The organism is Variovorax sp. 3319 (genome assembly GCF_031456585.1).
GTDB lineage: Bacteria > Pseudomonadota > Gammaproteobacteria > Burkholderiales > Burkholderiaceae_C > Variovorax > Variovorax paradoxus_P.
In genome coordinates this window covers 225,279-242,379 of record NZ_JAVDUZ010000005.1, presented here as the reverse complement: position 1 = coordinate 242,379, position 17,101 = coordinate 225,279, and the positions used below count along the sequence as shown (strand labels likewise).

Genomic DNA, 17,101 nt, shown 5'->3' with positions numbered 1-17,101 from the left:
CAGGTAACAAGGAAGACCATGAAAGCTTTTGTTCTTGACCGGTACGGCAAGAAGCGGCCGCTGCGAGCGGTAGACATGCCAACGCCGGAGCTACGCGACGACGAGGTGCTGATCGAGGTACATGCCGCCGGCGTGAACCTGCTGGACTCCAAGATCAGGGACGGCGAGTTCAAGCTCATCCTGCCCTATCGACTGCCGCTGGTGCTGGGGCACGACGTGGCGGGAGTGGTCGTGAAGGCCGGCGCGCGGGTGCGGCAGTTCAAGCCGGGCGACGAGGTCTATGCGCGCCCCGATGATTTCCGCATTGGAACCTTTGCCGAATTCGTACCCGTGAAGGAGGCGTCGCTCGCGCTCAAGCCCAAGGGCCTGTCGATGGAAGAAGCAGCCTCCATTCCGCTGGTCGCGTTGACGGCCTGGCAGGCGCTGGTCGAGAAAGCCGGCCTCAGGAAGGGCCAGAAGGTTTTTATCCAGGCGGGCTCAGGCGGCGTGGGCACTTTTGCGATCCAGCTGGCCAAGCAGCTGGGCGCAACGGTAGCCACGACAACGAGCGCGTCCAATGCAGCGCTCGTCAAGAGCCTGGGTGCGGACGTGGTGATCGACTACCGCACACAGGACTTCGAGGATGTCTTGCAGGACTACGACGTGGTGCTGAACAGCCAGGACGGCAAGACACTCGAAAAGTCGCTTCGCGTGCTCAAGCGCGGCGGCAAGCTCATCTCGATCTCCGGACCACCCGACCCTGAATTCGGCAAGGAAAGCGGCGCGCCCGGTTTCGTGAAACTCGCCATGCGGCTCTTGAGCGCCGGCATCAGGCGCAGGGCCAAGGCACGCGGGGTCGGTTACTCGTTTCTCTTCATGAGGGCGAACGGAAGCCAGCTGCGCGAGATCACCCGCCTGTTCGAGGCCGGCGCCATCCGACCGGTGGTGGACCGCGTGTTCCCGTTCGAGTCCACCAATGAAGCCCTGGCCTATGTCGAAGCAGGCCGTGCAAAGGGCAAGGTCGTCATCAAGGTCAAGTGAGCTTCGTTCGTCCACATACCCCCCTCTGGAGATTCCCATGAAGATCGAAAATTCCGTTGCCCTCGTCACCGGCGCCAATCGCGGCATCGGGTTGGTGTTTGCGCGCGAGCTGCTCGCCCGCGGCGCGCGCAAGGTGTATGCCGGCGCACGCAACCCCGTGGCGGTTACGCAGCCGGGCGTTCAGGCACTGCGGCTTGACGTGAGCAACGCCGAAGACGTGGCAGCTGCCGCAGCACTGGCGTCCGACGTGACGCTGGTGATCAACAACGCCGGCATTGCCCAGCCCGGAGGCTTTCTTGCCGCCGACAGCGAAGAGGTCTCGCGGCGCATTTTCGAAACCAACTTCTTCGCGGTGCTGCGCATGAGCAAGGCCTTCGCGCCGATCCTCAAGGCCAACGGCGGCGGCGCGCTGCTCAACGTGCTGTCGGCCGCGTCGTGGGCCAACGGCGGCGAGCTGGCGGCGTATTCGGCAAGCAAGTCGGCAGCATGGTCGCTCACCAACGCGTTGCGCAGCGAACTCTCGGCGCAGCAGACCCAGGTGCTGGGGTTGCACATGGCCTATGTCGATACCGACCTGACGCGCGGGTTCGACGTTCCCAAGACCAGCCCCGAAGACATCGTGAAGCGCGCGCTCGACGGGCTCGAGGCGGGCGAAGACGAGGTGCTGGCCGACGAGCTCACCCAGCAGCTGAAGCGCGGCATGACGGCGCCGCGGCCCAGCTACCTTCCGCAGGCCGCCTGAGCCGGCCGCCCCTAAAGATCGAGCCGCAGGCCGCCGAGCTTGCAATTTTCGATTTCGGCGACGAAGCGCATCTGCGCGCCTTCGACCAGCAGCTGGAGCCTGAGCCGCCCCGCCATGCTGTCGCAGCCCAGTTGTGCGCCCCGCCACTTTGCCGACGCATTGCCAGCCGACAGCGACGCCATCTCGACAGTCAGGCCGCGGCCGAGGGCATCGGAGCGCAGGCCGACTGCGTTGCGGCCCTGGCCGCTGCCCTGCATGAGTGCCTGCACCCCGGGCACCGCCAAAAGTCCGTCGCCAAGCTGCACCTCGCCTGAAAGCGCGGTGCGGCCCAGCAGCAGGCGTGCCTGCTCGGTCAAGCCCTGGCCCTGGCCTCCCGACCACTGGCGCAGCATCGCTTCGGCAAAGGGTTGCAGGTGCAGCTTGCCGCGCTCGGAAACCCACGGGCTCAACAAGGCCCCGCGTTGCTCGAACTCCACGCCGGCGACGGGCGCCGAGGCAAACTGGTACAGGTAGCTGCGCCCGTTCGGCGCGTCGACATAGAGGCCGAGCCGGCTCACGCCCATGCGCGAATCCGGTCCCACATGCTCGACCGTTGCGTCGTTGAAGTCGATCTGCCCGCGGCGGATGGGCACCGTCACGTCGGCGTCGAACAGCAAATGCGCATCGGTGATCCGACCGCGAATCGTGCCCTCGGCCGCCCCCAGCGGGCCGAGGGTCCCGTCGCTGGCCGCTTGGGGTGCACTGGCGGTGGCAGTGGCAGTGGCAGGCGACACTGCGCCGGCCGCTCCCTGCAAGGCTTGCAATGCCGCCTGGACATGCGGCGACACGACAAAGGGCCCCTGCAGCTTCACTCCCGAGAGTTCGGCTTCGACTGCCTTGATGGAGGAAAGGCGCGGCACGCCGGCATTGGTGCGCACCTGCGCGGTGACTTCACGCAGCGCAATGCGGCCGATCTCGAGCACCAGCGGCCCCGACGCGAGCCGCAGCGATGTCGCTTCGAGTGCTTGCACCGAGACTTCGAACGCGCCCTCCTCCCCGGATTTTTTCCAGGCGAGGCCTTCGAGCGAGCAGCGATTGCGAGCCGGCTCCGCAGTGGAACCGAGTTCCAGTCCGAGCAACAGATCGACGATGGAAACCGCGAGCGGAACGGTCATCTGCCTTTTGTACCAGACAACGGGTGGAACAATTCACCGCGATATATGCAGTAAGACTTTCTGCTACCCCAGATTCATCTGACCATAGCCATTTGGCGCATAGGTAAAAACCCGGGCAGCAGCTACAACTGGCAAGCCGCGACGGGGGACGCGGTTCGGGCATCCAGATTGCCCAGGAGGTGCTCCCCCGCAAGGGTCCAACACCTGCAATCGGAGAATCGAATGCCTTTATCGTTCTTGAACAGGCTGCAGCATGTGCAGCTTCCGGTGCGCGTTGCCAATCCGGATGAAGTCCGGCATGTTTCAGTGCTGTTGGCGACCGGCTTGATAGAGGCCGAGATCACCACGCTCAAGCCGACCTCACCTTATGTGTCGTCGCGCATGGCAACGGTAATTCGCATCACCGATGACGGCCGCGCCGAAATAGCGAAGATGGGCGACGTGCCGCCGCCCATCAGGACCTTTCTGCAATTCAACCGGGGATTGCGGCTGATGTAGCCGCGGCCCGTGGCGCCCGCTTACTGCAGCATGGCGGGCGCGGGTGCGAGGCAGCGCTGCACAAAGGCAGACAAGGCGCCCACGTCGGGAATCTGCACATCGCGGCGGCCTTTTTCCACAAACTCGATCACCTTGTCGCGCGCCAGCCTGGAGAGTGCGCGGCTCACGCTTTCGAGCGTCATGCCCAGGTAGTTGCCGATTTCGGCGCGGGTCATGCGCAGCGTGATCTGGTCGGTGCGCATGCCTCGCTCGGCCAGCGATTCGGCCCAGTAGCGCAAGAAGTCCGCCACGCGTGCATCGGCCGGCAGCGTGCACACCGACATGAGCGAATCGCGATCATGGGCGATCTCGCGGCTCATGGCGGTGTGGAACACCTGAAGCAAGGCCGGTTCGGCAAGGGCGGCGGACAAGAGCGTTTCATACGAAACCACCCAGACCTCGCCGGTGTCCATGGCCACCGCGTCACACGAGTAGCGGCCGCCGGCAATGCCATCGAAGCCAAGCCAGTCGCCGCGAAACTTGAGGCCCACCACCTGCTCGCGCCCGTCGGCCGAGAGGTTCACGATCTTGAACAAGCCCGAGTTCAGGATGTAGAGGTTGCCGAAGCGCTCGCCGGCCTGGTAGATCACGTCGCCGGCATGCACCACGCGGCGCTGCGGGTCCAGGCGCTCCTTCAGCAGCTTTTGGGTCTCCATCAGCTTGTGGCTGGCCCGCTCCTGCAACTCCACGCTCGCCTTCGGCACTGCACCTGCGGCAAGAAAGCCGGTCATCGCCGGTGCCGGGGCAGCTTGGGTCTGGGACGTGTTGAACATGAGGGGCTCCTGGTTGTTGTGTGCATCGCGGGTCGATGGATGGATGCTATGAAGCGCCCGGCAACACAATGACAACAGCAGGAGTCGGTGGGTAACGCTCCGTGAATGGTTTGTGTCCGGCGTGTATCAGCGCACCAGCAGCACGGGCACCGAGCAGCGGGCCAGCACCTTCATTGCCACCGACCCCAGCACCAGGTTCGACAGCGCGCCCTCCCCGCGCGAGCCCATCACCAGGAGGTCGAACTTTCCGTGCTCCGCAAATGCGGCTATTTCGGTTGCCGCGTGTCCGACCTTGTGCGCAAACGCCGCCTCTATGCCGCGCGCGGCCAGGGCTGCGCGCACGGGCTCCAGCACAACGCGAGCCTCGTCGTCGTAGTAGGTGTGCACGAGGTCGGGCCCTGCAAAAGCCGCTGCCCTGTGCGGCACGGGCAGCACGGCGGTGAACACCGTGAATGCATGGCCCGCGTTCGACCATTCCTTGTGCGCGCCGATGTAGTCGAGCATGCGGGCGGTGTATTCGCTGCCATCGACTGCGAGAAGAATTTTCATGATGTTCCTTGGGTGTTTTTTGAAGACGGGCAGGATGCCCGGTGGCGCTAGGCAGCGGGGCCAAGCCCGATGGGCGCCGGCACGATGTTCACGATGCGGGTGAAAAGCGCCTCGTATTCCCGCTCGGGCCGGTAGCCGGTGAGCGGATCGCGGTTCCTGCCGAAGGCCTCGTCGAGTTCGCGCCAGTCTTCGGCGGTGAGCACCCGCTCTGCGAGCGGGAGAATCTCGCGTTCTTCGAGCGACATATGGTCCAGGTAGAAATCGACGTACTGAGCCATGGCGGTTTCGAAGGCGGCCCGACGCGATTCGCCCAGCATCTCGAACGCGAGCAGCGCATGCTCGACATTGCGGACCTTTCGCTCGCCCCAGGCATGGTCGTTGTCGAGCCGGTCCATCAACTCGCGCGATATCGGCGTTCTGGCGCGCAGCTTTGGAAACAGCAGTTCGCTCTCCTTGCGATGATGGCGCTTCTCGGGAAATTCGTCCACGTAGAACAGCATCGCCCGCAGGGCCGCGAAGTCGGGCCGCGTGGCCTTGCGGCGATGCTGCTCGAGCAGCATGGTGATGGAGCGCAGCATCGCGGCAAGTGCCGCATGCTCCTGGCGGATGATGCGAATGGTCGCGTGGGTCATGAACGGCTCCTGTGCGTGCCCGGCTCAGGCGTAGGAACGAAGGCGCCTGGAGAACTCGGCCAGCGGCGCAATGCCGCTGGCTTCGGCCCGGTGGCACCAGTCCTGCAGCTGCTTGACGAGTTGTTCGCCCGTTGCAGCGGAACGGCTCCACAGCGCAGTCAGTTCCCTGCGCATCGAGTACATGGTGTCCAGCGCATGCGAACCGCGCAAAGCCATTGCAACCCGCGCGCGGCGCGCCTCGTCGAGCATGCGTTCGTCCTTGGGAAGCCAGTGCTTCACTGCTTGCAGCGAGCGCGCCTCGCGCGGCGAAAGACGGCGCAGCCGGCCGAACTCTTCGGCGTAGGCCTGCTTGAGGGAACGGCCGTAGCTCGAAAGCACGTCGTAGTGGCACCGGATGACCGCCTGCACGGTTTCCAGATCGACGTTCGGCTTGGGCGCGGCAAGCCGGGCCGTCGGCGCGACGTGCTTCACCGTGGCAAGGCCGAGCGCCTGCAGCACGCGAATGTAGAGCCAGCCCACGTCGAACTCGTACCACTTGCTGGAGAGCTTGGCCGAGCTGGGAAAGGCGTGATGGTTGTTGTGCAGCTCCTCGCCGCCAATCAGGATGCCGATCGGCGAGATGTTGGTGCTGGAATCTTGCGCCTCCCAGTTGCGGTAGCCCCAGTAGTGGCCAATGCCGTTGACCACGCCAGCGGCCCAGAACGGAATCCACGCGATCTGCGTGATCAGGATGAGCCCGCCCGGCACCACGCCGAAGAGCGCCATGTCGAGCATGCCCATCAACACGATGCCCAGGATCTTGTGGCGCGAATACAGCTTGTGCTCGATCCAGTCGTCCGGCGTGCCGTGGCCGTAGCGTGCAATGGTCTGCTCTACGTTGCTCTCGCGGATGTAGAGAAACACGCCGCCCCACAGCACCCGCGAGAGCCCGAACACCTGCGGGCTGTGCGGATCTTCGGGCGTGTCGCACTTTGCATGGTGCTTGCGGTGCACGGCCGCCCATTCCTTGGTCACCATGCCGGTCGTCAGCCACAGCCAGAAGCGAAAGAAATGGCTGGCCACCGGATGCAGCTCCAATGCGCGATGCGCCTGGTGGCGGTGCAGGAAGATGGTGACCGACGCGATGGTGACGTGCGTGAGCGCGAGCGCCACCAGCACGGCACCCCACCATGGAAGATCGAAAACTCCGGAGAACAGGACGGATTGCATTGGCACCTCTGGAACAGTTGGGGCATTTTGCGAAGCAGCCGCCCCGGTGCGTTTGATACAGGTCAACAACGCGAGCGGTGCTCGCACCCGCTCAGCTGCACCAGATGCCGATCTGGTGGCTGAGGTCGGCCCAGAGTGCCTGCATCGCCACGGCCGCGAGCAACACGCCTGCAAGGCGCGCACCCCAGGCCTGGCCCTTGTCGCCGCCGCTCAAGCGCAGCCGCTGCCAGAGCCAGGGCGCAAGCACCAGCGAGAGGCCGCTGCCAATGGCGAACAGCACCATTGCCAGCGCGCCCTGCAATGGCCCGTTGCCCAGGCTGGCGAGCAGCAGTGCCGAATAGAGCAGCCCGCAAGGCATTGCAACCCATAGCGCACCGGTTGCCAGCACGCCCCAGGCCGTGCCCGCTGCGTGCGAGCGAAGCCGGGTTTCGAGCGTGCGCCCGATGCGCCGCGCCCATGCGGGCTGGCGGCCCGCAATGGCGAGCATGGCGCCCCAGGCAAAGACGAACACGTGCAGAAGCATCCAGAGCGGCTTGAGCGCGGCCACTTGCGTGCCAGCCAGTGCCAGGCTGTTGACGCTGGCTGCGGCCAGGGCACCGGCCACGGCGTAGCTCGCGATGCGCCCGATGTGAAAAGCCGCCTGCGCAGCCGGTGCGGTGCCGCCCGCCGCGCCAGGCCCCGCCGGAAGAGCAACCGGCACGATTCGGATCACCGCGGCCGATGCCGCACCGCACATGGCCACGCAGTGCGGCCCGCCGGCCAGGCCCATCAGCAAAGCGGCACCGGCGAGCGCGGCCTGCATGTTCAGACCACGCGCGAAAAGCGGGTGCGGTTGTCGCGGCAATAGCGGTCGAACACCATGGCGATGGCACGCACCACGAACCATCCTTCCGAGGTCACCTCGACGTCGTGGTCGGTAACCCGCACAAAGCCTTGCGCAGCCAGCGGCCCGAGGGCCGCGAATTCAGCAGCAAAGTGATGCCGAAAATCGATGCGGTGCGCTTCGCCCATGTCGTCGAAGCCCACGCGGCCCTTGCACATCAGCGCCATGATCACTGCGCGCCGCAGTACATCGTCGCGCGAGAGCGCAATGCCGCGGACCACGGGAAGATGGCCCTGGTCGAGCAGGTCGTAATAGGTGTCCACCGTCTTGGCGTTCTGGCTGTAGGTGGTGCCGATGCGGCCGATGGCGGAAACGCCGAGCGCGACCAGGTCGCCCTCGGGCTGGGTGCTGTAGCCCTGGAAGTCGCGCTGCAACCGGCCCTGCCGCTTGGCCACGGCCAGCGGATCGTCGGGCAACGCGAAGTGGTCCATGCCTATGTAGACGTAGCCCGCGGCCGTGAGCGTTGCAATGGCGCTGGAGAGCATGCGCACGCGCGTTTCGGCGTCGGGCAGGTCTTCGGCGGCAATGCGGCGTTGCGGCTTGAAGCGCTCTGGCAGGTGCGCGTAGGCATAAAGCGCAATGCGATCGGGCCGAAGCTCGCAGATCTGCTCCATGGTGCGCGCAAAAGACGCGTCGTTCTGGCGCGGCAGGCCGTAGATCAGGTCGACGTTGATCGACTTGAAGCCCAGCGCCCGCGCATCGGCCATGAGGCTGAACACCTGGTGCGCCGGCTGTATGCGGTGCACGGCCTTCTGCACGTCGGGGTCGAAGTCTTGCACGCCGAAGCTCAGCCGGTTGAAGCCCAGCGCCGCCAGGTTGGCGAGCCGTGCCGCATCGACGGTGCGGGGGTCGATCTCGATGGATTGCTCGCCGCCGGCGGCAAGGTCGAACGACCTGCGCAGCATGGCAAGAAGCTCGCCCAGCTGCGCGTCGTTCAGGAAAGTGGGCGTGCCGCCGCCCAGGTGCAACTGGCTCACGGTAGCGCGCCGGCCAAGCTGCGCGGCCTGGAGCAGCGTTTCGCGCTCCAGGTAGGCAAGGTATTGCACGGCCCTTTCGGGGTGCCGCGTCACCACCTTGTTGCATGCGCAGTAGTAGCAGAGCGATTCGCAAAACGGAATATGCACGTAGAGCGAAAGCGGCGGCGCGGAGGCTCCGGCGTCGCGCCGCGCCCGGAGCGCCGATGCGTAGTCGTCCGCACCGAAGGCGTCGACAAAGCGGTCCGCGGTGGGGTAGGAGGTATAGCGCGGCCCTGCAACGTCGAACTGCCGCAGCACGGAGGCCGGCAGGGGTGCGGCGCCGGTAACCTGTGCGCGGGCGGTGGAAGGCGATGTCATTGCACACGTCCCGAAAACTCGCGGGGCGGCGACTCGGCCAGCAGCGCCGTAAATGCGCTGGAGGCCGCCGCCATGCCCCAGAAAAGAAAGAAAGCCACGGTGTAGACGCCCTGGCGCGACATCCGCAGCGCCTCGCCGCCCCAGTGCAGGTCGGCCGGATCGACCAGCGCGAACACCAGGATCTCGATGGCGCAGGCCAGCAAGAACGACGGCCAAAGGATGCTGATCAACCGGGGCGAGCTGCTCATGGCGCGGCCTCTCGGCGCGGCAGGGGCACGGCTTCGGCCGGCGTTGCCGCGTGGTTTCTGCCGGCGAGCGCGGGCAGCAGCTTCTTGTCGGCCAGGGTCTTGTTGATCTCGACGCCGCGGCGGTAATAGTCCTCCGAGACCAGCGGATCGGGCGTGCCCCAGGCGTACCAGAAGGACACGAAGCTCGCGACCACCACCAGCGCCGGCCCCGCAATCACCATCCACAGCAGCGGATGCCGCCACCATGCGTCTTGCGGCACCGACAGTTCGTTTCTCGTTGCGTCCATTTCGATTCCTTCAGCGCGGTACAAGGAACACCGCTTTTTCTGACACCTGCACCGCGCCTGCGCCCTCTTCCCTGATGTCGAAGTACACCGTGTGCGAGCCGGCCGATGCCGCGCCGTAGGGCACCTGGAGCCGCACGGCCACCCATCGCGACTGGGCGGGGCCGACGGTGATCCGCTCGTCCGGCGAAACGCTCAGCCCTTCGATGCCGTGCGCGGCAATGCGATAGCCGCGGGGCTCTTCGGTGGCGTTCATGATCTGCAGCCGGTAGACGTTCTCGAGCCGGCCGCCTTCGGCGATGCGGGCAAGCGATGCGCGGTCGCGCACCACGTCGACCTTCAGCGGCGTGCGGGTGACCAGGCTGGCAAGCAGCCCCGCCACCAGCAGCGCGAGCACGGCGGTGTAGACCAGCACACGGGGGCGCAGCACGCGGCGCACCAGCTGGCGGCGCGTCCAGCCGGCTTCCATGCCGTTCTGCGTGTCGTAGCGGATCAGGCGCGGTGCATAGGCCATCTTCTTCATCACCGTGTCGCAGGCGTCCACGCAAAGGCCGCAGCCGATGCACTCGTACTGCAGTCCCTGGCGAATGTCGATGCCCGTGGGGCACACCTGCACGCACAGCCCGCAGTCGATGCAGTCGCCGAGCGCCATGCTGCGCGGATCGAGGCCCTTGCGCCGCGGTGCGCGCGGCTCGCCGCGCTTGGGGTCGTAGGTAACGATGAGCGTGTCGCGGTCGAACATGGCGCTCTGGAAGCGCGCATACGGGCACATGTACTTGCACACCTGCTCACGCATGAAACCCGCGTTGCCGTAGGTCGCGAACCCGTAGAAGAACACCCAGAACACCTCCCACGAGCCCATTCGGGTCTGCAGGAACGCCATGCCCAGTTCGCGGATGGGCGTGAAGTAGCCCACGAAGGTAAAGCCGGTCCACAGCGCAATGCCGATCCATACCAGGTGCTTGAACCACTTCTTCACCAGCTTCTCGGTCGACATCGGTTCGGCGTCGAGCCGCATGCGCGCGGTGCGGTTGCCCTCTATCTTGTGCTCCACCCACATGAAGATCTCGGTGTACACCGTCTGCGGACAGGCATAGCCGCACCACAGCCGCCCGGCCACGGCGGTAAAGAGAAAGAGCGCCAGCGCGCTGACCACCAGCAGGCCGGAAAGATAGATCAGGTCCTGCGGGTACAGCACCAGTCCGAAGATGTAGAAGCGCCGCGCCGCAAGGTCGAACAGCACAAGCTGCCGCTCGCCCCACTGCGCCCAGGGCATGCCGTAGAAGACCAGCTGGGTAAGAAAGACCATTGCCCAGCGCCAGCGCGCAAACATGCCGCGAACGGTGCGTGGGTAGATCTTCTTCGTGGCCTCGTACAGGCCCACCGCTTCCGGTTCTGCGGCAGCAATGGGAATGATCTTGCGCGGGGCCGGTCTCGCGGGTGCCGATGAGTCCATGGCGTCGCCTTCAGGGCCCCGCAACGGGTGCGTTCGAAAGCCCCCAGACGTATGCGGAAAGCAGCTTGATCTGCGCTTCGGTCAGCCGGCCTTCCTGGGCGGGCATCTGGCTGTGCTTGCCGGCGTTGACGATCTGCACGATGGCCGCCTCGCCATAACCATGGAGCCACACCTTGTCGCTCAGGTTGGGCGCACCCACGGCCTGGTTGCCGACACCGCCAATGCCATGGCAAGCCGCGCACACCGTGAACTTCGACTTTCCGAGGCCCGCGCGCACCGAATCGTGCGGCTCGCCCGAAAGGCTGAGCACGTAGTTGGCCAGGTTCTTCACGTCGTCCTGCGAGCCCACCGCCGCAGCCATGGGAGGCATCACGCCGGTGCGGCCCTTGGTAATGGTCTCGGCAATCTTCTCGGGCGCGCCGCCATGCAGCCAGTCCTTGTCGGTCAGGTTGGGAAAGCCCTTGCTGCCTCGCGCATCGGAGCCGTGGCATTGAGAGCAGTTGTTCATGAAGAGCCGCTCGCCGATGGCCATGGCCTTCGGGCTGCGGGCAACCTCTTCCGCGGGCATGTTGTCGAAGGCGGCATACACGGGTGCCAACGCCTGGTTGGCCTTGGCCACCTCGGTGCCGTACTCGGACTCGGTACTCCAGTTGGCCTGGCCGCTGAAGCTGCCCAGGCCCGGAAAGATCACCAGGTAGCCGGCCGAAAAGAAGATGGTCAGCACGAAGAGCCCCACCCACCACATCGGCAGCGGGTTGTTGGCTTCGCGCAGGTCTTCGTCCCACACGTGGCCCGTGGTGTTGTCGGCATCGGACGGCACGCGCTTGCGGGCGGTGAGCCACAGCAGCAGCATGCATCCGAGAATGCTCAGCACGGTGCCGGCGGCAATGTAGTTGGACCAGAAGTTGTTGACGAAATCGCTCATCGGGGGCCCCTCTTCTTCTTCAGTCTTGCTCGAACGGCAGGCGGGCGGCTTCCTCGAAGCGGGCCGTGTTGCGGCGGGCGAACGCCCACGCCACGATGCCCACGAAGAGCACAAAGCACAGAACGGTTGCGGCAACGCGCAGGGTGGTGATGTCGGTCATGGTTCGGTGCTTCCTACTTGAGCGTGAGGCCCAGCGATTGCAGGTACGCCACGGTGGCGTCCAGTTCTGTCTTGCCGCGAACCTCTTCAGCGGCGCCGGCAATCTCTTCGTCCGTGTACGGAACCCCGACCCGGCGCAGTGCCCGCATGCGGCGCGGAATGGCTTCGGAGTCGACCAGGCTCTTGCCGAGCCACGGATAGGCCGGCATGTTCGACTCGGGCACCAGGTCGCGCGGGTTGTTCAGGTGAATGCGCTGCCATTCGTCGCTGTACTTGCCGCCCACGCGGTGCAGGTCGGGGCCGGTGCGCTTGCTGCCCCACTGAAACGGGTGGTCGTACACGAACTCGCCGGCCACCGAGTAGTGGCCGTAGCGCAGCGTTTCCGAGCGAAACGGACGGATCATCTGCGAGTGGCAGTTGTAGCAACCCTCGCGCAGGTACACGTCGCGGCCCGCAAGCTGCAGCGCCGTGGGCGGCTTCAGGCCCTGGACGGCTTCGGTGGTCGACTTCTGGAAGAACAGCGGCACGATCTCGACCAGCCCGCCAATGGCCACCACCACCAGGATGAGCACGATCATCAGCAGGTTGTTGGTTTCCACCTTCTCGTGCGTGAAGCCGGTCTTGGTTTCGGTTTTGGTATTCATGGCTGCTTTCTCAGGCGTGGGCAATGGCGGCTGCCGGGATCACGGCGCGCACCGAGCGGCCGGAAATGACCGTCATCCACACGTTCCACGCCATGACCAGCATTCCGCCGAGGTACAGGAGGCCGCCGACCAGCCGCACCAGGTAGAACGGAAAGGTGGCTTTCACGCTCTCGACAAAGGTGTAGGTGAGCGTGCCGTCGGGGTTGATGGCGCGCCACATCAGGCCCTGCATCACGCCGGCAATCCACATGGCCGCGATGTACAGCACGATGCCGATGGTGGCCACCCAGAAGTGGGCTTCGATGGCCTTGACGCTGTACATCTCGGTGCGGCCGTACATGCGCGGGATCAGGTAGTAGAGCGATCCCATGGTGATGAAGCCCACCCAGCCCAGCGCACCCGCATGCACGTGGCCGACGGTCCAGTCGGTGTAGTGGCTCAGGGCGTTGACGGTCTTGATGGACATCATCGGGCCCTCGAAGGTCGCCATGCCGTAGAACGAGAGCGCAACAATCAGGAAGCGCAGGATCGGGTCGGTGCGCAGCTTGTGCCATGCGCCCGAGAGCGTCATCACGCCGTTGATCATTCCGCCCCAGCTGGGTGCCAGCAGGATGAGCGAGAACACCATGCCGAGCGATTGCGTCCAGTCGGGCAGCGCCGTGTAGTGCAGGTGATGCGGGCCGGCCCACATGTAGGTGAAGATGAGCGCCCAGAAGTGGACGATGGAAAGCCGGTACGAATACACCGGGCGCGCAGCCTGCTTGGGGATGTAGTAGTACATCATTCCGAGAAAGCCCGCCGTGAGGAAGAAGCCCACCGCGTTGTGCCCGTACCACCACTGCACCATGGCGTCTTGCACGCCCGCATAGGCCGAATAGCTCTTCATCCAGCCGGCAGGAATTTCTGCGCTGTTGACGATGTGCAGCAACGCCACGGCAATGATGAACGCGCCGAAGAACCAGTTGGCAACGTAGATGTGGCGCACCTTGCGAACGCCGATGGTTCCGAAGAACACCACCGCATAGGCCACCCACACCACTGCAATCAGGATGTCGATGGGCCATTCGAGCTCGGCGTATTCCTTGCCCGTGGTGTAGCCGAGCGGCAGGCTGATGGCGGCAGCCACGATCACGAGCTGCCAGCCCCAGAACACGAACGATGCGAGCCCCGGCGCAAACAGCCGGACTTGGCAGGTGCGCTGCACCACGTGAAAGCTGGTGGCCATGAGCGCGCAGCCGCCGAACGCGAAGATCACCGCGTTGGTGTGCAGCGGGCGCAAGCGTCCGTAGCCGAGCCATGGAATGCCGAGGTTGAGCTCGGGCCAGGTCAGCTGCGAGGCGATGATCACGCCGACGAGCATGCCGACCACGCCCCAGACCACGGACATGAGGGCGAACTGCCGCACGACGGTGTCGTCGTAGACCGCTGCGGGGGGATTGGGTTCTTGCATCGTGGTGCCTGTTGGTGAACTGCAGGCAGTGTCCCTTTGCAACCCGACACAGGGTTTGATGCAGATCAATCGCCGCGCAGGATGCGGTCGGCCTCGATGTCGACGTCCTCGAACTGGCCCCGTTCAATGGCCCACCACAGCCCGCCAAGAATGACGAGCACCAGCATGACCGACAGCGGAATGAGTAGAAAGAGGATGTCCATCAGCGCCCTGCTCCACCCGCAGGTGCGTTGGCCGGTGCGGCGAGCCGCGCCGCGTTGAGCACCACCACCAGCGAGCTGGCGGCCATGCCAAGGCCCGCGAGCCACGCGGGCAGCCACCCCGCCACGGCCAGCGGCACGCACAGGGCGTTGTAGCCCGCGGCCCAGGCAAGGTTCTGGCGCACCACGCGCAGCGTTCGGCGCGCCTGCGCAATGGTGCGTGGAATGGCCTCCAGCGCATCGCCGAGCACCACGAAGTCGGCGCGCGCGCGCGAAAGCGGCACCGCGTTGCCGAAGGCGAAGGATGCATTTGCGCGTGCCAGCGAAGGGCCGTCGTTGAGGCCATCACCCACCATTGCGACTTGCCGGCCCTCCGCCTGCAGGCGCCACAGGGCCTCCAGCTTGTCTTCGGGCTTGCAATCGCCCTGCGCAAACTCGATGCCGGCGCGCGCGGCAATTTCGCGGGCGGCGCTGTCGCGGTCGCCCGAAAGCAGGCGCACCGTAATGCCTTCTGCCTGCAGCGCCGCCACGGCGGAGGCTGCATCGGCGCGCAGTTCTTCAGCGAGCACGAAGCTCGCGATCCAGCCCTGCTCGTCGCACAGGTGAACCTGCGGCGCGTCGACCTTGAGCGGCGTCACCCCGCAGTAGCCTGCGGAGCCGAGCCGCACACGTTGTGCGGTGCCCTCGTCGACGCAGCCGCGGCAAAGCAGGCCTTCGAGCCCAAGGCCCGCGAGTTCGGCCGGCTGCGTCACGGCCCATGCCGGTGGCGTGCGGAACTGCGCGTTCCATGCGTTCACCAGCGCACGCGCCCCGGGGTGAAGGGAGTGCGCACCGAGCGCAGCGCCTATCTCCAGCGCGTCGCCGGGGCGCAGGCCCTGACGGCAATACACGCGTTCGAGGCGCGGTGTGTCGCCGGTCAAGGTGCCCGTCTTGTCGAAGACCACTGTATCCACGGCTGCCAGCGCCTCGAGCGCCTGCAGGTTCGAAGTGAGCACGCCGCCGCGGGCGAGCGCGCCAGCGCTGGTGAGCATGGCTGCGGGCGTGGCAAGCGAAAGCGCGCAAGGGCATGTCACGATGAGCACTGCCACGGCCACCATCAGCGCCTTGCCGGTGTCCGCATGCCACCAGAACGCCGCAGCGCCCATGGCCGCCAACAGCACCAGAACAAGAAACGGCCGCGCGATGCGATCGGCCAACCGGGCCAGCCGCGGCTTGCTCGATGCGGCGCTTTCCATCAGCCGGACGATCTGCGCAAAGCGGGTGCCCTCGCCTACCGATTCGATCCGCACCTGGACGGTGGCCGACAGGTTGTGGCTGCCCGCGAGAACGCGTTCGCCGCATGTGCGCGGCACCGGGCGCGATTCACCGGTGAGCAGCGCCTCGCCGGTGCTGGTGTTGCCTTCGATCAGCACGCCATCCGCTGGAAAGGCTTCGCCCGGCAGCACGCGCACCACGTCGCCCACCGCCAGGCGGCCGACGGCCACACGCTGCCAGTCGCCCCCTGCGCCACGCCGATCGATGCTGTCGGGCAGGCGGTTCATCACCGCGTCGAGCGAGCCGGCGGTGCGGTCCCGCAGTCGCGCCTCGAGCCAACGGCCCGTGAGCAGGAAGAACACGAACATGGTGAGCGAATCGAAAAACACCTCGGCGCCCAGCACGCCCCCACTGTCGAAGGTGGCCGCGGTGCTGACGGCAAAGGTAATGCCGATGCCGAAGGCAACGGGCACGTCCATGCCGATGCGCGCATGGCGAAGGTCGCTCCATGCGCTGCGAAAAAATGGCCCGCATGAAAAGAACAGCACCGGCAGCGTGAGCACCCAGGAGGCCCAGCGAAGCAACTGCGCTGCGTCGGCCGTCATCTCACCGGACTGCGCGATGTAGGCCGGGTAGGCATACATCATGACCTGCATCATGCAAAAGCCGGACACCAGCCAGCGCCAGAGCGCAAGGCGCAGGTCCCTTGCACGACGTTCGCGGGCAGAACTGTTCGAAGCCGGCAACAGCGGGTATCCGGCCGCGGCTGCGGCCTCGAACCAGCGCGAAGGCCGCGTGGCCGCAGCCGACCACACGACGCGGGCACGCCGGTTTGCGGCATTGACCTGCGCTTCGAGCACGCCCGGCACTTGCAGCAAGGCGGCCTCGACGGTGAACGCGCAAGCGGCGCAGTGCATGCCCTCGACCACGGTCTGCGATTCCCATCGGCCCGTGGCCGGATCGCCTTCGGCAAGGTGGCTGAATGCCGGCCACTCGATGGGGTCGTCCAACACCCGCAATGCCTCGCCGGAGGCCGGCGTGGTTGAAGAAGCCGAAGAAGAAGGCGGCGAAAACGGGGCGAGCGCAGCTTGCATCGGGCAAGGCTAAGGGCGGCCGCCAAGGCGCCCTTTGATCTGCATCAACCCCCGGAGCCGCCGCGTTCCTAAGCTGGGCGCAATCTTCGGAGCCCCTCATGTTCAAACGCATCCTCGTCGCCACCGACGGTTCGACGCTCTCCAAAAAAGCCGTAACGAGCGCCATTGCGCTGGCCGCCACGCACGACGCCGACCTGGTGGCGATCAACGTGATTCCGCGCTACCCCAAAGGCTACTTCGAAGGCGCGGTGGCTTTCTCGCCCGAGGACATCGGCCGTGTCGAGAAGCAGTGGGCCGACAAGGCCCAGGCCATGCTCGACACCGTGAAATCGCGTGCAGAGCAAAGCGGGGTGCGAATCAAGACGGCAACGGTCAACTCCGACCTGGTGGCGGAATCGATCGTCGCGGCCGCAAAAAAGCACAAGTGCGACCTGATCGTGATGGCCTCGCACGGCCGCAAGGGCATCAAGCGCCTGCTGCTGGGCAGCGAGACGCAGCACGTGTTGGCGCACTCGGCATTGCCGGTGCTTGTGCTCCGGTAGGCGCTACAAGCC

20 protein-coding genes are annotated in these 17,101 nt (G+C 65.8%); 4 read left to right on the top strand and 16 right to left on the bottom strand.

What is annotated here, in order from left to right; genetic code table 11:
- Positions 1-18 precede the first annotated feature (18 nt).
- Both J2X67_RS12660 and J2X67_RS12655 read left to right on the top strand, forming a co-directional pair.
- Entirely contained in the window at positions 19-1,020 is a 1,002-nt protein-coding gene (locus J2X67_RS12660; RefSeq protein ID WP_309953451.1) for an NADP-dependent oxidoreductase, read from the top strand.
- A 37-nt stretch (positions 1,021-1,057) separates the two neighbouring features.
- Positions 1,058-1,762 (top strand): SDR family oxidoreductase, encoded by a 705-nt coding sequence (locus J2X67_RS12655; RefSeq protein ID WP_309953449.1) that lies wholly within the window; start codon positions 1,058-1,060, stop codon positions 1,760-1,762.
- Between the two features lie 11 nt (positions 1,763-1,773).
- Here the strand turns inward: J2X67_RS12655 and J2X67_RS12650 are convergent, their stop codons facing one another.
- Positions 1,774-2,916: a hypothetical protein gene (locus tag J2X67_RS12650; RefSeq protein WP_309953448.1), complete on the bottom strand. Its 1,143-nt coding sequence runs from the start codon at positions 2,914-2,916 to the stop codon at positions 1,774-1,776.
- Positions 2,917-3,138: 222 nt separating this feature from the next.
- Here J2X67_RS12650 and J2X67_RS12645 point away from each other — a divergent pair, with 222 nt between their 5' ends.
- Complete coding sequence (locus J2X67_RS12645) at positions 3,139-3,414, top strand: hypothetical protein (RefSeq protein ID WP_309953446.1); 276 nt, start codon at positions 3,139-3,141, stop codon at positions 3,412-3,414.
- 20 nt (positions 3,415-3,434) lie between these two features.
- Here the strand turns inward: J2X67_RS12645 and J2X67_RS12640 are convergent, their stop codons facing one another.
- The 15 genes from J2X67_RS12640 to J2X67_RS12570 all read right to left on the bottom strand — a co-directional run bounded on the left by J2X67_RS12640 (position 3,435) and on the right by J2X67_RS12570 (position 16,547).
- Positions 3,435-4,226, bottom strand: a complete 792-nt coding sequence (locus tag J2X67_RS12640) for a Crp/Fnr family transcriptional regulator (protein WP_309953445.1) — start codon at positions 4,224-4,226, stop codon at positions 3,435-3,437.
- A gap of 126 nt (positions 4,227-4,352) precedes the next feature.
- A complete protein-coding gene (locus J2X67_RS12635) occupies positions 4,353-4,775 on the bottom strand; it encodes a universal stress protein (protein WP_309953443.1) in 423 nt (140 codons plus the stop codon).
- Between the two features lie 47 nt (positions 4,776-4,822).
- Positions 4,823-5,407: a hemerythrin domain-containing protein gene (locus J2X67_RS12630; RefSeq protein WP_281150197.1), complete on the bottom strand. Its 585-nt coding sequence runs from the start codon at positions 5,405-5,407 to the stop codon at positions 4,823-4,825.
- Between the two features lie 24 nt (positions 5,408-5,431).
- Positions 5,432-6,616, bottom strand: coding sequence for a fatty acid desaturase (locus J2X67_RS12625; protein WP_309953441.1), 1,185 nt, complete (start codon positions 6,614-6,616; stop codon positions 5,432-5,434).
- Positions 6,617-6,707: 91 nt separating this feature from the next.
- Entirely contained in the window at positions 6,708-7,418 is a 711-nt protein-coding gene (locus J2X67_RS12620; protein WP_309953439.1) for a sulfite exporter TauE/SafE family protein, read from the bottom strand.
- Positions 7,419-7,420: 2 nt separating this feature from the next.
- Entirely contained in the window at positions 7,421-8,833 is a 1,413-nt protein-coding gene (gene hemN, locus J2X67_RS12615) for an oxygen-independent coproporphyrinogen III oxidase (protein WP_309953438.1), read from the bottom strand.
- Entirely contained in the window at positions 8,830-9,081 is a 252-nt protein-coding gene (locus J2X67_RS12610) for a hypothetical protein (RefSeq protein WP_281150193.1), read from the bottom strand. Before J2X67_RS12610 ends, hemN begins: the two co-directional genes overlap by 4 nt.
- Entirely contained in the window at positions 9,078-9,368 is a 291-nt protein-coding gene (locus J2X67_RS12605) for a FixH family protein (RefSeq protein WP_309953436.1), read from the bottom strand. The genes J2X67_RS12610 and J2X67_RS12605 overlap by 4 nt, the downstream gene beginning before the upstream one ends.
- A gap of 10 nt (positions 9,369-9,378) precedes the next feature.
- Entirely contained in the window at positions 9,379-10,821 is a 1,443-nt protein-coding gene (gene ccoG, locus J2X67_RS12600) for a cytochrome c oxidase accessory protein CcoG (protein WP_309953434.1), read from the bottom strand.
- Positions 10,822-10,831: 10 nt separating this feature from the next.
- Positions 10,832-11,746, bottom strand: coding sequence for a cytochrome-c oxidase, cbb3-type subunit III (gene ccoP, locus J2X67_RS12595; RefSeq protein WP_309953433.1), 915 nt, complete (start codon positions 11,744-11,746; stop codon positions 10,832-10,834).
- A 19-nt stretch (positions 11,747-11,765) separates the two neighbouring features.
- Positions 11,766-11,906 carry a cbb3-type cytochrome c oxidase subunit 3 gene (locus J2X67_RS12590; protein ID WP_309953431.1) on the bottom strand — a complete coding sequence of 47 codons (141 nt, stop codon included), beginning with the start codon at positions 11,904-11,906 and terminating at the stop codon, positions 11,766-11,768.
- Between the two features lie 13 nt (positions 11,907-11,919).
- On the bottom strand, positions 11,920-12,549 hold the full coding sequence (gene ccoO / locus J2X67_RS12585; protein WP_309953429.1) for a cytochrome-c oxidase, cbb3-type subunit II: 630 nt from the start codon (positions 12,547-12,549) through the stop codon (positions 11,920-11,922).
- 10 nt (positions 12,550-12,559) lie between these two features.
- Entirely contained in the window at positions 12,560-13,999 is a 1,440-nt protein-coding gene (gene ccoN, locus J2X67_RS12580) for a cytochrome-c oxidase, cbb3-type subunit I (protein ID WP_309953427.1), read from the bottom strand.
- Between the two features lie 65 nt (positions 14,000-14,064).
- Positions 14,065-14,202: a cbb3-type cytochrome oxidase assembly protein CcoS gene (gene ccoS, locus J2X67_RS12575; RefSeq protein WP_309953425.1), complete on the bottom strand. Its 138-nt coding sequence runs from the start codon at positions 14,200-14,202 to the stop codon at positions 14,065-14,067.
- Positions 14,202-16,547, bottom strand: coding sequence for a cation-translocating P-type ATPase (locus J2X67_RS12570; protein ID WP_309953423.1), 2,346 nt, complete (start codon positions 16,545-16,547; stop codon positions 14,202-14,204). The genes ccoS and J2X67_RS12570 overlap by 1 nt, the downstream gene beginning before the upstream one ends.
- Positions 16,548-16,645: 98 nt before the next feature.
- Between J2X67_RS12570 and J2X67_RS12565 the strand changes: the two genes are divergently transcribed.
- Positions 16,646-17,089, top strand: coding sequence for a universal stress protein (locus tag J2X67_RS12565; protein ID WP_309953421.1), 444 nt, complete (start codon positions 16,646-16,648; stop codon positions 17,087-17,089).
- Positions 17,090-17,101 lie beyond the last annotated feature (12 nt).